Annotated in this window: 12 protein-coding genes; 8 read left to right on the top strand and 4 right to left on the bottom strand. The window is 43.3% G+C overall.

Annotated features, from left to right (window positions below):
• Positions 1-288 precede the first annotated feature (288 nt).
• Positions 289-4,737, top strand: a complete 4,449-nt coding sequence (locus tag B5F18_RS11050; protein ID WP_162607586.1) for a LamG-like jellyroll fold domain-containing protein — start codon at positions 289-291, stop codon at positions 4,735-4,737.
• A gap of 184 nt (positions 4,738-4,921) precedes the next feature.
• Here the strand turns inward: B5F18_RS11050 and B5F18_RS11045 are convergent, their stop codons facing one another.
• Positions 4,922-6,001, bottom strand: coding sequence for a 3D domain-containing protein (locus B5F18_RS11045; RefSeq protein ID WP_162607585.1), 1,080 nt, complete (start codon positions 5,999-6,001; stop codon positions 4,922-4,924).
• Between the two features lie 133 nt (positions 6,002-6,134).
• Here B5F18_RS11045 and B5F18_RS11040 point away from each other — a divergent pair, with 133 nt between their 5' ends.
• From B5F18_RS11040 to mutY, 7 genes are all read left to right on the top strand, one after another.
• Positions 6,135-6,722 (top strand): hypothetical protein, encoded by a 588-nt coding sequence (locus B5F18_RS11040; protein ID WP_087157714.1) that lies wholly within the window; start codon positions 6,135-6,137, stop codon positions 6,720-6,722.
• The gene (locus B5F18_RS11035; RefSeq protein ID WP_087157713.1) at positions 6,706-7,545 is read left to right on the top strand and encodes a Cof-type HAD-IIB family hydrolase; all 840 of its coding nucleotides are present in this window, start codon (positions 6,706-6,708) and stop codon (positions 7,543-7,545) included. The genes B5F18_RS11040 and B5F18_RS11035 overlap by 17 nt, the downstream gene beginning before the upstream one ends.
• A gap of 25 nt (positions 7,546-7,570) precedes the next feature.
• A complete protein-coding gene (locus B5F18_RS11030) occupies positions 7,571-8,386 on the top strand; it encodes an undecaprenyl-diphosphate phosphatase (protein ID WP_087157712.1) in 816 nt (271 codons plus the stop codon).
• 146 nt (positions 8,387-8,532) lie between these two features.
• Positions 8,533-9,303 carry a basic amino acid ABC transporter substrate-binding protein gene (locus B5F18_RS11025; RefSeq protein ID WP_087157711.1) on the top strand — a complete coding sequence of 257 codons (771 nt, stop codon included), beginning with the start codon at positions 8,533-8,535 and terminating at the stop codon, positions 9,301-9,303.
• A 17-nt stretch (positions 9,304-9,320) separates the two neighbouring features.
• On the top strand, positions 9,321-10,013 hold the full coding sequence (locus B5F18_RS11020) for an amino acid ABC transporter permease (protein ID WP_087157710.1): 693 nt from the start codon (positions 9,321-9,323) through the stop codon (positions 10,011-10,013).
• On the top strand, positions 10,003-10,746 hold the full coding sequence (locus B5F18_RS11015) for an amino acid ABC transporter ATP-binding protein (protein WP_087157709.1): 744 nt from the start codon (positions 10,003-10,005) through the stop codon (positions 10,744-10,746). Before B5F18_RS11020 ends, B5F18_RS11015 begins: the two co-directional genes overlap by 11 nt.
• A gap of 134 nt (positions 10,747-10,880) precedes the next feature.
• Positions 10,881-12,647: an A/G-specific adenine glycosylase gene (gene mutY / locus B5F18_RS11010; protein WP_087157708.1), complete on the top strand. Its 1,767-nt coding sequence runs from the start codon at positions 10,881-10,883 to the stop codon at positions 12,645-12,647.
• Between the two features lie 61 nt (positions 12,648-12,708).
• On the opposite strand, the gene B5F18_RS11005 is transcribed toward mutY, so the two are convergent.
• The 3 genes from B5F18_RS11005 to B5F18_RS10995 form a co-directional block, all read right to left on the bottom strand.
• Positions 12,709-13,362, bottom strand: a complete 654-nt coding sequence (locus tag B5F18_RS11005) for a phosphatase PAP2 family protein (protein ID WP_087157707.1) — start codon at positions 13,360-13,362, stop codon at positions 12,709-12,711.
• 88 nt (positions 13,363-13,450) lie between these two features.
• The gene (locus tag B5F18_RS11000) at positions 13,451-14,269 is read right to left on the bottom strand and encodes a glycerophosphodiester phosphodiesterase family protein (protein WP_275532833.1); all 819 of its coding nucleotides are present in this window, start codon (positions 14,267-14,269) and stop codon (positions 13,451-13,453) included.
• A 1-nt stretch (position 14,270) separates the two neighbouring features.
• Positions 14,271-15,200, bottom strand: a complete 930-nt coding sequence (locus B5F18_RS10995) for a diacylglycerol/lipid kinase family protein (RefSeq protein ID WP_087157706.1) — start codon at positions 15,198-15,200, stop codon at positions 14,271-14,273.
• Positions 15,201-15,240 lie beyond the last annotated feature (40 nt).

Here is a 15,240-nt window from a genome sequence, read left to right as displayed (position 1 = left end):
TGTAAGATGTTCATAAATCTATTATGCAAGAAAAAGTAACAAAAGAAAACCCCCTATCCCCTCATGAATGAGGGGCAGGGGAGTTGAATAGGCGAAGCCTATTTTTTATTAAGAATAAGAGTCAAATAGTTTTTTGGATAAAGGAATACAAGATTTTGTTTGTTGAGAATGATAGAAAAATGAACTAATACAACTATAATTTAGGAAATTCGCCAATAAATTTTAAAGACTATTCCAGTGTTATGTGATACTATGGAAATGAATTTTGACACAGGAAGGAGCAGAGGTATGAAAATGAAAAAATTAGTAGCTGGAGTGATGGCTGCAGCCATGATGGTTCCATATTCCATGAGTGCAGCAGCTCCGGTACAGGCCATGGATGGAAATATGGGACAATCCATAAAAGTAAAACGTCAAAATTTAGAACCTGTTTTAAATGTTACATTTGATGGAAAGGATGCATCCGACAGTTCAGGCAGAGGAAACGACGGGGCAATTGTCGGAGCGGCCAAGTTTGTAGACGGTGTGGAAGGGAAGGCAATTCGTCTCGTAAATCCAGATGGTGTAGCAGCGGCAGGAGTAGAAGGGGAGCAGTATATCAACTTTGGACAGCCAGATGATCTAAAATTTGGAAAAGAAGATTTTACAATTTCTTTTTGCTATAAATCAGATGGCAACGATCCGGAAGAGGTGTCTGTAGTAGGAAATAAGGACTGGTCAACTGGAAACAATGATGGCCTTGTGATTGCAGATTTCAGAAACGGAATGGCATTAAATTTTGCAACAGGAGGGCAAGGTAGAATTGAGACCGGAAGATGGACAGAAGCCACAGACAGTACATGGCATTATGTGACCGGTACCTTTGATAGGGATGACGACATGGTCTTGTACATTGATGGGCGAGAAGTGGACAGAAGGGATTTGACCCCGCAGGAGGGTGGAAACATTGATGTGGCTGATTTTGTCATCGGAGCAGATGGATATCACCACTATTCAGTTAAAGACTCTGTTATTGATGAGTTCCAGGTGTACAAAAGTGCTCTTGACAAAGGACAGGTAGAGAGTTTGAGTGCACAGTATGTACTCAAGGGAAAGATTGCGGACTGTGAAGAGGAGCTTGCATCTTCTACACAGACACAGGAGAAGAAAGATGCTTTTGTAAAAGCAATTGAGAAGGCAAGGCAGGATGGAGAAGGAGTAGACGATATTGCCAAGATTGAGGAAATTGTTGAAACTCTGGAGGCAGCCTACGAGGTGTTCATTGAAGAGGATTATGTGGAAAATGAACCGGTATTGAAACTGACTTTTGACAATGAGGATGCGACCGATAGTTCAGGAAGAGGAAATGACGGTACGATCATCGGGGACGTAAAATTTACAGAGGGTGTAAAAGGAAAAGCAGTGCATCTTGTCAATTCCGCAGATGTTGCAGCTACAGGAAATGAGGCAGAGCAGTGTATTGACTTTGGCCAGGCAAGAGATCTGCAGTTTGGCAAAAAAGACTTTTCCATAATGTTCTGGTATAAATCAAATGGGGATGATCCTGAAGAAGTTTCTGTAGTAGGAAACAAGGACTGGTCAACCGGCAGCAATGATGGTTTTGTGATTGCGGATTTCAGAAATGGAATGGCATTGAATTTTGCAACAGGAGGAGAAGGTAGAATCGAGACTGGAAGATGGACAGAAGCCACAGACAATACATGGCATCATGTGGCAGGCACCTTTGACAGGGACGGAGAGATGATTTTCTATATCGACGGAGAAAAGATCGACAGTAAGGATTTAACTCCACAGCAGGGCAACTCTATCAATGTAGCAAACTTTGTTATCGGAGCAGATGGATACCGCCACTATGCGGTAAAAGATTCTTATATTGATGAATTTGAAGTATACAGAGGAATCATTCCGGCCGAAAAATTGAAAGAGATGAATGCTCCATATGTCTTAAAACGTCAGATAGACAAATATCAGCAACAGTTGGATGCGTCTGACAAATCTGATGAGAAAAAAGCAGAATTTCAGGCTGTGCTTGACAAAGTGAAAAAAGAATCAGAAGGCGTGACAGACGTGCAGAAACTTGATGAACTGCGTCAGGAGCTTGTAGATGCATTCAATGTATTTTTTACTCCTGAGAAGGGAATCGTGGAGTTTGAGGCTCTCAGTGATGTACATATCAGAAACAATGATATGGAGGATGACAATGCAGTGCATTTGATCCATGCATACGAAACGATCGGAAAGCTTTTCCCGGATTCCCTTGGAATCATGAACGGCGGAGATATCTCTGATTCTGGAAATGAAGACCAGTTTGAAGGATATTATAATATTATCGATAACTATACACCGGAAGGTATGACAACCCTGAGTGCAATCGGTAATCATGACGTACGCTGGAAATCAGGATGGGATGAAATTTACGAGCGCTATATGAGATATAATCAGAAATATATGGGAGATACAGACGGAAAAGTTTACTATGATAAGTGGATCGGAGGGTATCATTTCATTATTCTGAATACAGAGTGGGATACAAAGGATAGAGCGTATATCTCTAATGAGCAGATCGAATGGCTTGACAAAAAGATGGCAGAAGGAGCGGAAGAGGGAAAACCGATTTTTATATTCTTCCATCAGGCAATGAGAGATACTTATTTTAACAGCAATGACTGGAGTATCGGCGTACAGGACTATGCAGTAAAAGAAGTGTTGAGAAAATACCCTCAGACAGTAATGTTTACCGGGCATATACATAACGGACTTGATTCCTGCACAGTGATAGATACAGATTACGGCGCAATGGTAGATATGCCGAGTTTTTATTATAATGATACAGGACAGTCAAGAGGAGAGATCGGTTACCATGTAACTGTCTATGAAGATAAGGTACTATTGAGCATGTATGATTACAAAAATAATGTATGGATGCCAGAGTATGATTATGTGATAGATATGGACCCGAAGAAGGACCTGCCTGGAAAAGTTCTGGATGTATCTTTTGATGATGGTACAGCAAAGGACGAATCTGGACATGGAAACGATGGTACGATTAATGGAAATGTTGAGTTTGTAGACGGTGTGGAAGGAAAAGCGCTCCATATCACAAACTCAGAAGAAACAGCAGGAAAAGCAGTCAGGGCAGAGCAGTACATTGATTTTGGGGATGCAGAAGACCTGAAATTCGGTGAAGATGATTTTACCATTATGTTCTGGGCAAAAGGCGATGCCTTTGACTGGGGCGACTATGCAGTTGTATCCAATAAAAACTGGGACACAGGAGCAAACCAAGGGTTTGCTATTGGAACATTCTCCAGCGACAGATATGGATTTGGACTGAACTTTACAGGAAAAGACCAGGAAAGAGCAGATACGGACCGTGTAAAGAAGGCATTAGACGGCGGATGGCATCATATTGCCGCTACGTTTGACAGAGACGGACAGATGGTCCTCTATGTGGACGGACGGGAAGCAGACAGTGCGGATATCAGCGGACAGCAGGGCAGCAGTATTGATACAGGACTTGGATTTGTCCTTGGAGCGGATGGAAATTTCCAGAATGGTTCAAAAGATATCTATATTGATGAGTTCAAAGTATACAGAAAAGTGATAGGAGCCGCAGAGATGGAGACGGTTTACAATCCGTACCATGTGGAGACGGATGAAACCACAGCCGTCGTAACATGGGATGATATTGTAAGGGAAGAAAACACCGAGCCTGCATATATTGCGATAAATGGTAAAAAATATGCGGATATCCCAAAAGATGCGGACAGCATTACAATTGAAGGGCTTACTCCTGGCACATTCTACAATGCGATCGTTGTAAATCATGAAAAGCAGTATTCCAACAACTATCAGGATGCATTCACCATTGATTTTACGACAAAAGCAAAAGAGCCTGTAAAACCAGTCTCAACAGATGTTCTGGAGTATACGCTTGAGCTTGCAGAGAATGCAGATACTACAGGAGTGGTTGTTTCTGTTGTAGAAAGATTTGAGGAATTAAAAATTCAGGGGCAGGATATTCTCCAGCGTGCAAAACAGGGGGATGAAAGTGTAACCCAGGAAATGGTAGATGCTGCATGGCAGGAATTAGTGAAAGTGATGCAGTACTTCTCCTTTAAGCAGGGGGATAAGGCAGAACTTGAAAAAGTAGTTGCATTTGCCGAGGATATGAACGAGAATCTTTCCCAGTACCTGGAAGAGGGAAAAGCAGCGTTTACAAAGGCTCTGGCAAAGGCAAAAACAGTTCTGGAAGACGGGGATGCCATGCAGGAAGAAGTAGATAGCGCATGGCAGGAGCTGATGTCCGCAATGGCAGGGCTGCAGCGGATTCCGGATAAAAGTGCTTTAGAAGAGCTTTTGAACAAAGCGGCAGAGCTTTATGAGGACGATTATGAGGCAGGAAGCTATGCTGTATTTACCACGGCCTATGCCAAGGCAAAATCTGTTTATGAAGATGAAACGGCAACGTCAGTTGAAGTAAAAGATGCGGAAAAGGAATTGAAAGATGCAATTGCAAAGCTGACGCCGGTGGTTTCTGAAAAAGAGGAACAGAAAGTGGTTTTGGTATCAGGAGAAAAAGGAAACGGTGAGAATAGCGCTGAAAAGACAGCACCTGTAAAATCAGTAAAGACAGGGGATGTAACCGATGTGATGGCAGTGATCGTGTGCATGATCATTGCAGGAGGGGCGATCTGTGTGTCAGCAGGACTATTGAAAAAAAGAAAAAACAGATAAGAAGGTGTCATAGAAAACAGCAGTTAATTAAAGAAGGGAACAATTATTTCGTGCGCCCCCAAACAGCTTAGAAGTTTTTAGAGAACAGCAAAAGAAGAATCCCACTGGAAAACCAGGTCTTAGAAAACCTGGTTCCAACGGGATTCTTCTTAATTCATGCTAAAGGGAATGAAAATGGGTCTGACTATTGTTTATAAACTTTTGCATAGTACACGCCTTTATTTAAGGCTTCCTGATGGGTGTTGACAAAGATGTCGATGCGGTTTCCTTTGATAGCACCGCCGGAATCTTCTGCCACGTAAGTATGGCCATTGATGACAACTTTTGTTCCAAAGGGAATCACACGTTTGTCGACCGCAATGGTACGGCCCGCCGTTGGCCTTGTGCCGGAGGCAGTGTAGTTTCCGCCGTTCGGTCCACAGCAAATGCTGCAAGGACAGTAGTGCGTGATCTTGAATACACCAAGGTAATTTCCACCCTGGGAGGAACCGCCGGAGGACCCACTGCCCGAGGAACTGCCGCCTGATGGTGGAGCCGATGGGGTGGATGGGGCAGATGGTTTTTGTGCAACCTGCTCTTTTGCAGCCTCTTCTCGTTCCTTTGCCTCCTGTTCCGCTTTTTTCTTTGCTGCTTCCTCTGCAGCTTTGATCGCAGCCTTTGCGCTTGCGAGCTGTTCAGAGGTAGCGCTTAGATCCTTTTCAGCCTGGCTTAGTTTTGTCTGCAAGTCAGCCTGTTTTTTATTTAATGTTACTTGGAGGTTGTTTAATGTAACCTCTTCATCTTTTAATTCATTTTGCGTTTCTTCAATTGAATTTCGGATATCGATAAGTTCCTGTAGCTTTTGGCGGTCATATTCATTGACAGCCTTTACGAAGTCTGCTTTGTTCAGTAAATCATTCATGTCTTCTGCGGAACAGAGAAATTCCAGATATCCAAAATCTCCGTTTTCATAAATTTGTTTGATCCGCAGTTTCATGTCTTCGTATTGATTTTTCTCATTTACCTCAGCGTTTGCCAGATCGTAGGCAGTGGCCTCCATGGCCTCTTTGGTGGAGTTGATCTTCATGACCAAATCCTGCAGCTCTTCGGATACAGAGGTGATTTCGGAGTTTAAATCATTGACCTGATTCTTCAGAGTATTGGTCTGCTGTTCCAAATCCTCCACGGAATCCTCTGCGTGAATCGGCATACTGTTGATGCAGAGTACAAAACTAGTAACCAGTACTGCCAGTCTTCGCGCTCCATGTTTTTTTTTCAAATTCATGATTTGCTTCCTTTCTTCATATCCCTTCTTCATTGTTAAAAATAAATTGCGAACATATTATACTATAAATTGCGCAATTAAGCAAACTTTGTTAGAATGGAAGAGCAGATGTACAAGAAGGAGTATAAAAATCATGAAGAAATATGAAGAGGATAGATATATCCAAGAGCATATCAGGGAACATATTTATCCATGGATAAAAGAGAAACTTGTGGACCACGAAGTGCTTGGCGGGAGAATCATTTCCGAAAAAGACACGCCTCTTGTCTCTTTTGTGGGGGATTTGATGGTTGTGTTTGTGATCAAGAGGGAGAATGAAACGTTTGAGATCCTGAAGGAGAATATGCTGCCCCCGGGATGTGATATTGAGAAACTGTACTACAAAGCATGTGAAAACCTTGCAAAAAATGTACATTTTGTGATTTCACAGACATTGTACGGGGGATTTGGAATTGTTGCTGACGGTCACCATGAGGCAAGTTCCCTCTGTCTTAAGCATATCTGGAATCTGTGTGCCGAGAAACTGGAAGACGACCTTGTGATCATGGCACCGGCAAAGGACATGGTTTTGTTTATGCCGGCAAAGGATCTCGATGGGATAGAAAAGATGCGGATCTTTGGGATGGAGAGTTATAAAAGGAACCAAGACAAGATCAGTGAGAAACTGATGTTTTTTGACAGGGAGAAAAAGGAGCTTAGGATGTATGAACAAAAAGATTAAGATGATTGGCCTGGACCTTGACGGGACCCTTTTGAGGGAGGACAAAACCCTCTCCCCATACACGAAATCAATCCTTGAAAAAGCGATTGAAAAGGGAATCGTTGTCCTGGCAGCCACAGGCAGGCCGCTTGGGGGGATTCCAAAAGAATTGAGAGAATTTCCGGGCATGCGCTATGTCATTTCTTCCAACGGGGCTAGGATCATAGACCAGAAGGATGGCCATGTGCTATATGAAAATCTTATATCCGTGGAAAGGGCCATGCGCATACTGGATATTTTGGAAACATATGATACGGAGAGAGAGTTCTTTTTGGAAGGCCAGGGATATGCAGAAATTGACAAAATGAAAGAGCTTGACAGATATTTTGGAAGATTTCACAATGAGGCGATGATCGAATATATACGGACCACAAGGATTCCAGTAGATGATGTGCGCGAAACTTTAGAAAAAAAAGGTCGTCCGCTGGACAAGGTGCAAGGTGTGTTTGCTTCTCTGGAGGAAAAAGAAAAGGCATGGGAGGAACTTTTGCGTCTTCCGGGCGTGATGGTCACAGGTGCGCTTGTGAATAATATCGAAGTCTGCGCAGCCGGAGTGGATAAGGGACTTGGACTGATCCGCTTAGGAGAGATTCTTGGAATTGAAAAAGAGGAGATTATGGCTTGCGGGGATGGAAAAAATGATATAGGTATGATAAAAATGTCCGGACTTGGAGTTGCCATGGGAAACGGCATGGAGGAAGTGAAAGCTGCGGCAGATTATGTGACACTTTCCAATGAGGAAGACGGGGCGGCAAAAGCAATCGAGAAATTTGTACTGTCATAAAAGAAAAACAGGAGGAAAATAAAAAATGTGGGATATATTTGTTTCTATAATAATGGGTATTATTCAGGGAATCACGGAGTGGCTTCCGATCAGCAGCACAGGACATCTTCTGCTTGCTGATGAATTTCTGCATATGAATGTCAGCGATGAGTTTATGAATATGTTCAAGGTAGTCATCCAGCTTGCGTCAGTGATAGCAGTTATTGTCCTGTATTTCCACAAACTCAATCCATTTTCACCAAGAAAGAGCTACAAAGAGAAAGTAGGAACAATCCAGCTTTGGATGAAGGTGGTTGTCGCATGTATACCGTCTGCAGTGGGACTTTTGATCAATGATATCATTGACGAAAAACTGTCAAACTACATTGTCATCTCTGCGATGCTGATCATATACGGTATTCTTTTTATAGTAATTGAAAACAGGAATAAACATATGCGTGTCCGCACGGCAAGTCTTTCAGAGCTGACATACCTGACAGCGTTTGCCATCGGATGGTTCCAGGTTCTGGCCATGATCCCAGGTACCTCCCGCTCAGGTGCCACGATCGTGGGAGCGCTGCTTATCGGGGTGGCAAGGCCGGTTGCGGCAGAATTTACATTCTTCCTCGCAATTCCGACTATGATTGCTGCAAGCGGGCTTAAAGTGATCAAATTCGGATTCCATTATACATCCATAGAAGCAGTGATCCTGGCAGTCGGGTGTATTGTATCATTCATTGTGTCTGTATTTGCCATCAAGTTTCTGATGGGATACATCAAAAAGCATGACTTCAAAGCATTTGGGTACTATCGCATTGTACTTGGTGTTGTGGTATTGCTCTACTTTGGGATCTTCGGATAATGAGTATAAAAAAAGTGGTTATTTATGCAAGAAAAATGTATAAATAGCCACTTGATTTTTATCAATTATGTGATATTATAAGTACATGACTAAAAAAGAGATACATAATTATAAGTCAAAATATAAGAAGTTTGGAGGAAGAGATCATGAAATTGAAGAAGTTGATGTGTGCAGTGCTGGCAGGTGTTTGCGTATTTTCATTGGCTGCCTGCGGAAACAAGGAAAGCGGTTCAAAAGATGGGGAGAAGAAGGAGACTTTGGTCATGGCGACAAATGCCGAGTTTCCGCCATTTGAATATTATGAAGGGCAGGAGATTGTCGGAATCGATGCAGAACTTGCAGAAGAGATCGGGAAGATACTTGGTATGGAAGTAAAGATTGAAGATATGGCGTTTGATTCTGTTATTCCTGCTGTGGGAACTGGAAAGGCAGACTTTGGGGCAGCAGGTCTTACGATCACAGAGGATAGAAAAACACAGGTTGATTTTTCAGATGAGTATTATACATCCAAGCAGAAGATTATTGTAAAGGCAGATAACGCTGAGATTGCATCTCCGGATGATCTTAAAGGCAAGAAAATAGGTGTTCAGCAGGGGACAACAGGTGATATCTATTCCACAGATGATTTTGGAGATGAGAGCGTACAGCGTTTCAACAAAGGTATGGAGGCGGTTCAGGCTCTGCAGCAGGGAAAAGTTGATGCGGTCATCATCGACGAACAGCCGGCAAAGACATTTGTAGAAGAGAACGAAGGACTTAAGATTCTTGAGACAGACTATACAGAAGAAGCTTACGCGTTCTGCTTTAAGAAAGACAGCGATTTGGTCGACAAGGTAAACGATGCGCTCAAACAGCTCAAAGAGAATGGAAAATTTGATGAGATCGTTTCCAAATACATCAACAGTGACGCAGAGTAGACAGGAGAATGATGGAGATGTTGCAGAATCTACAGGATAGTTTTTATGTGAACTTTATAAAAGAAAACCGTTGGCAATATCTCACTGATGGATTGAAGGTGACTTTGATAGTTACCTTCTTTGCAGTAATTGTGGGAATTGTTTTTGGTACGTTGATCGCGATCATCCGTTCCACACATGACAAGACAGGCAAACTTACGATACTTGATATTCTTGCGAGGATCTATATCACAGTTATCCGTGGAACTCCGGTTGTCGTACAGCTGATGATCATTTACTTTGTTATTTTCGCAAGTTCAGATATCGATAAAACCGTTGTGGCAGTTTTGGCGTTTGGTATGAACTCATCCGCGTATGTGGCGGAAATTGTCCGTTCCGGTATCATGTCAGTGGACAGTGGACAGTTTGAGGCGGGAAGGAGTCTTGGTTTCAACTATATCCAGACCATGCGCTATATCATCCTTCCGCAGGCTTTGAAAAATATCCTTCCGGCTCTTGGAAATGAGTTTATCGTCCTGCTCAAAGAGACGTCTGTCTCCGGATATATTGCCCTGCAGGACCTCACAAAAGGCGGGGATATCATCAGAAGCCGTACATTCGATGCATTTATGCCGCTGTTTGCAGTGGCCTTGATTTACCTTGTACTTGTTTTGATATTTACCAAACTGGTAAACATGCTGGAGAGGAGGATGCGAAACAGTGAGCGTTAATGGAGATGTATTGATAAAAGTAGAGGGGCTGAAAAAAAGTTTTGGCGGATTTCATGCCCTGGATGGGATTACGGAGGAGATCAGGAAAGGGGAAGTGGTCGTTATCGTAGGACCTTCCGGTTCTGGAAAATCCACATTCCTCCGTTCCCTGAACCTTTTGGAGGTTCCGACAGAAGGACACATTTATTTTGAAGGTGTGGACATCACAGATAAGAAGACGGATCTGGATAAACACCGCCAGAAGATGGGGATGGTATTTCAGCATTTTAATCTTTTCCCGCACAAGACGATTCTGGACAACATTACGCTGGCGCCTATCAAACTGCTTGGAATGACCAAAGAAGAAGCGGAGAAAAAAGCTATGGATCTTCTGAAACGTGTCGGATTGCAGGATAAGGCCGATTCTTATCCGTCCAGGCTTTCGGGAGGACAAAAGCAGAGGATCGCGATCGTGCGCTCCCTGGCAATGGATCCGGATGTGATGCTGTTTGACGAGCCTACCTCCGCACTCGACCCTGAAATGGTAGGAGAAGTTTTGGAACTTATGAAACAGCTGGCCAAGGATGGAATGACTATGGTCGTGGTGACACACGAGATGGGGTTTGCAAAGGAAGTGGCCTCCCGTGTCCTGTTCGTGGATGAAGGGAAAGTAAAAGAGCAGAATACTCCGGAAGAGTTTTTCTCCAACCCAAAAGACCCAAGACTGAAAGAATTTTTATCAAAGATATTATAAAAAAGATGAGCGCGTAGGAAAGCAAATGGAAAATACTTTCTTTGCGCTCTTTTTTTGCCATTTTACAAGAAGAGCAATTTCAGCTATACTTGTCAGGGACAAGAAGAATGAAGTTACAGTAGAGGTAGTGATATATGGAATATGAAAGAATTGAGAAAGGCACCTTTTTGGAAAGGCCAAACCGTTTCATCGCATATGTGGAGATTGCGGGAAGGGAGGAAACAGTGCATGTAAAGAACACTGGCAGATGCAAAGAGCTGCTCGTGCCGGGTGCTGATGTATATGTGCAAAAATCCGTTTCCCCTGACAGAAAGACCGGGTGGGACCTTATCAGTGTCAGAAAAGGGGAGCGCATCATCAATATGGATTCCCAAATTCCAAACCTCCTTGTGGAAGAATGGTTGAAAAAGGGAAATCTATTTTCAAAGAATGCGGATATCCGGCGCGAGAAAACATACAAAAATTCAAGATTTGATATTTATGTGGAGGATGGGGAAAGAAAGGCGTTTATTGAAGTCAAAGGTGTTACGTTGGAGGAAAATGGCATTGTGCGTTTTCCGGATGCGCCCAGCGACCGTGCAGTGAAACATGTGGAAGAGTTGACGGAGGCAAAGCAGGAAGGGTATGAGACGTACATTTTCTTTGTCATTCAGATGAGAGGTGTAAAGAAATTTATGCCAAACGAGACAACTCACCCCGCATTTGCAAAGGCGCTTAGAAAAGCTGAAAAAAGCGGGGTACATCTGCTGGCTTATGACTGCCGGGTGGGTGAGACTATGATTGAAATCTGCTCCCCGGTTCCTGTCCAGCTCTTTGAAAATCCCCTTGAAAAGACGGTGCGACCTCTGCTCGCGTGGTTTGAGGAAAACAAAAGACAACTGCCTTGGAGACAGACAAAAGAGCCATACCAAATATGGGTGTCCGAAATCATGCTGCAGCAGACGAGGGTGGAGGCAGTGAAACCGTTTTATGAGCGGTTTTTAAAGGAACTGCCGGATGTGCCATCCCTTGCCAGTGCAAAGGAAGATAAACTTTTAAAATTGTGGGAAGGGCTTGGATACTACAATCGTGTAAGAAATATGCAAAAGGCAGCGCAGGAGATGATGGAAAAATATGGAGGGACATTTCCGGACTCCTTTGAAGAAATACTGGGGCTTTCCGGAATTGGAAATTATACGGCAGGCGCAGTGGCATCCATAGCATTTGATATTGCGAAACCTGCGGTGGACGGAAATGTGCTGCGGGTGCTCTCAAGAATACTTGGCAGCTATGACGATATCATGAGACAGTCCACAAGAAAAAAGATGGAACAGCTGGTGGAACAGGTTATTCCAAAGGATACACCTGGAGATTTCAATCAGAGCCTGATCGAGCTTGGGGCGCTTGTGTGCGTGCCAAATGGAGAGGCGAAATGCAGTGAGTGTCCGGTCAGTATGTTTTGCTGTGCAAGAGAAAAAGGGATCATCGGTGAACTGCCTGTGAAGAAGAAAGCTAAGGAGCGTAAGATAGAGGAACGTACAATTTTGATATTTAAGGACGGAGAAAAGGTGGCGATCAGGAAACGACCCCAAAAAGGTCTCCTTGCAGGACTCTACGAGCTGCCGGGCGTGGATGGACATCTTTCCGTGGAGAAAGTTATTGCGTACAGCAAAACCATTGGTCTGATGCCGATCCATGTCAAAAAACTAGGGGAGGCAAAACATATTTTTTCCCATGTGGAGTGGCGCATGATCGGGTATGCCGTGCAGGTGGATGAGTTGGAAAAATCATGTACAGAGGACATGATTTTTATCCATCCAAAAGAGATAGAAAAATCGTATCCGATCCCGGCGGCATTTGAGGCCTATACAGAGTATATGGATATCAGTCTTGGACAGAAAGGACAAAGAAAAGCTGATTGATGTAAGGCAATAAAAAGAAGAGGCGTAGCAGGATAAAAAATCTGCTGTACCTCTTCTTTTATTATGAAACGATCTGTTTTGAAAACGATTCGGATTTGCGAGATGCCTCTGCGTAGATGAACTGGTAAAGTACGCTGGCCATCAGGCATCCGCCCAAAACATCGATGACAGAGTGCTGTTTTAAGAACATAGTGGAAAGAATGATCAATGAGGATAAGATCAATGCCCCGTAACGAATCCATTTGATGGAGGACAATCTCTCGTCGTGTGCGATAGCGATGTAAACTCCGATGGAGTTGAACACGTGAATGCTCGGCAGCACATTGGTAGGAGTGTCCATGGCATAAAGTTGTTTTACCATGTCTGTAAAAATGTTGTCCCTCGGAAATGTATCCGGCCGTAATTCCAGTCCGTTTGGATAGATTGCAGAGATGATAAGAAAAATAGTCATCCCGGTGAACAAAAATGCCGTAAGCTTGTAATAGGCTTTTACGTCCGTAAAGAAAAAATAACCGACTGTGACAGCAATATATACAAACCAGAGTAAATACGGAATAATAAAATATTCAACAAAAGGAATGTAATCGTCCAGAGGTGTATGGATAATATGGAATTTTGTTGTAACATGCGACTCCAGATAAGCAAAACAAGGCATATAGATCAATGTGTACAGGAGAACCCATGCATGTCTGTATTTAAGAAAAAATTTTTTCATGACAAACCTCTTACAATATTTTTTATCAATTACGTTAGAGCGATTATAGCACGAATGTAAGATAGAGAACAAGGAACTTCATAATATATTAATAATTTTCATGAATTCTTTCAAATATTACCATATTGTGGAGTTTTCGGCCTTTATCCAGTGCTTTTTTTGTTGTCAGTGTCCACACTGCCGTGGGTGCGCGGAAAATGTGGCGGTTGATGAGAAAACTGATATTGGAAGTATCCTTCAAACTGTAGGAAATAAAGTCCGGTTTTCCGAGAAAATTGGTCAAAAGAAACTGGACAAAAAGTCTCAAAATATAGGGGTTGGATTTGTCTTCCCGTATCAGATTTGCAGAAAGCTGTCCCCGCAGGATGTCCGGGGCATTTTTGCGAAACCAGTACAATACAAGTGTATTAAAAGACTGGATAAGATATTCCCCCTTGTAGGATGCAAGTTCCTTTTGCAGTGCCCTGCACACAGCAAGGCTTTTTCGTGGAAGTTTCACCTCGATCAAAAGCGGTACTCTTCCGTCCACCAAAGAAAGGACGTCCTCAAGAAGAGGAATGCGCTCACTGGAACCAAGAAGAGGGAGCGATACAAGTTCTGTATAGGTCATGTCTTCAATATATTTATCAAGACCGCACATACGTTTCAAGGTATCGTCGTGAAAGACGACGATGCGGCCGTCCTTTGTAAGATGTACATCAAGCTCAATACCAAGTCCGCGCAGAAGAGCTGCGCGAAAAGCGGCCATAGAGTTTTCAGGTACATGAAAATCACCGCTGTGCAGACCCCGGTGGGCAAATTCTGTGTGGTTGAATTTTTTCAGAGCTGCCCGGCGGAAGAGGTTGGGTGTGATCATCCAAAGATATAAAACAAAAATACAAATCAAAAAAATGATAAAAAACATCATTTCAATTCTCCTTTGTAGGGCATATCACTTTTAATTTTTTGTTGTGGCAGAAAAAGTGAAGGTCTTTCTGCGAAAAAACAGGTTCTCCGTCCAAGTGGAGGGCAAGAGGCGAACCAAGAGTAAGGCGGATATCCTTTCCCCGGTATATGCTGATTCCTTTAAAGCGCGTGTGCATCCCTTTCCACGCGGTTGCAAGTGTGAGTATCAATTTCCATTTTGGAAGGTCATGCACCACGATCACGTCCAGAAGATCATCGCTTGGAAGAGCGTCCGGGCAGAAACAAAACCCTCCACCTTCGCAGCGCGTGTTCATGACAGATGCAAAATAGGTATTCTGAAAGATAACCGGAGGCCCTTCGTCAATGGTAAGAGAAAGCTTTTCAGGATTGCAGAGAAAAAGTTGATGCAGAGCAATGGCTGCATAAGTCAGTTTTCCAAGTTTTATGTGATTGAAAAAATTTTTCAGCCTGGAAACCATGGCTTCATGGCAGATGGCGGCGTCAAAACCAATTCCCCCGCTGACTGCAAAGAGACGTGATTTTCCCTGATACTCTGCGCAGCCAATATCAATCTGTGCAAGGGACGGGGCGTTTAAGATCATTTCCAATGCTTTCGTGGGATTGGTCGGAAGGCACAGAGCTCTGGCAAAGTCATTGCTTGAGCCTGTCGGGATGTATCCCAAGGTGACAAGCTCAAAATGGCAGATTCCATTGATGACTTCGTTGAGTGTACCGTCCCCGCCCAGAACAATGATCGTATGCCGCTTGTCATTGTCTGTCAGCTGTCTTACAAGCTTGACGGCATGCTGCTGGTATTTTGTGAAATGCACGCTGTAAGGGAGCGTTCTTTTATTTAATTCCCGTTCTATTCCAAGCCAAAGGATTTTTCCGTGCCCTGAACGGGAGTTGGGGTTTACAATAAAAGTTAACATAACGTCCTCCTGTGTATACGCCCTGGCAGGCGCAATTTCT

It is taken from the genome of Lachnoclostridium sp. An181, assembly GCF_002160325.1.
Taxonomy (GTDB): Bacteria; Bacillota; Clostridia; order Lachnospirales; family Lachnospiraceae; genus An181.
Note: the sequence above shows the minus strand (reverse complement) of the source record. Positions and strands in the feature narration are given on the sequence as shown.

Bases quoted from the DNA above. Each gene is read 5' to 3' on its own strand.
- B5F18_RS11050 (WP_162607586.1), top strand. From the start codon at position 289: ATGAAAATGAAAAAATTAGTAGCTGGAGTGATGGCTGCAGCCATGATG.
- B5F18_RS11045 (WP_162607585.1), bottom strand. From the start codon at position 6,001: ATGAATTTGAAAAAAAAACATGGAGCGCGAAGACTGGCAGTACTGGTT.
- B5F18_RS11040 (WP_087157714.1), top strand. From the start codon at position 6,135: ATGAAGAAATATGAAGAGGATAGATATATCCAAGAGCATATCAGGGAA.
- B5F18_RS11035 (WP_087157713.1), top strand. From the start codon at position 6,706: ATGAACAAAAAGATTAAGATGATTGGCCTGGACCTTGACGGGACCCTT.
- B5F18_RS11030 (WP_087157712.1), top strand. From the start codon at position 7,571: ATGTGGGATATATTTGTTTCTATAATAATGGGTATTATTCAGGGAATC.
- B5F18_RS11025 (WP_087157711.1), top strand. From the start codon at position 8,533: ATGAAATTGAAGAAGTTGATGTGTGCAGTGCTGGCAGGTGTTTGCGTA.
- B5F18_RS11020 (WP_087157710.1), top strand. From the start codon at position 9,321: ATGTTGCAGAATCTACAGGATAGTTTTTATGTGAACTTTATAAAAGAA.
- mutY (WP_087157708.1), top strand. From the start codon at position 10,881: ATGGAATATGAAAGAATTGAGAAAGGCACCTTTTTGGAAAGGCCAAAC.
- B5F18_RS11005 (WP_087157707.1), bottom strand. From the start codon at position 13,362: ATGAAAAAATTTTTTCTTAAATACAGACATGCATGGGTTCTCCTGTAC.
- B5F18_RS11000 (WP_275532833.1), bottom strand. From the start codon at position 14,269: ATGATGTTTTTTATCATTTTTTTGATTTGTATTTTTGTTTTATATCTT.
- B5F18_RS10995 (WP_087157706.1), bottom strand. From the start codon at position 15,200: ATGTTAACTTTTATTGTAAACCCCAACTCCCGTTCAGGGCACGGAAAA.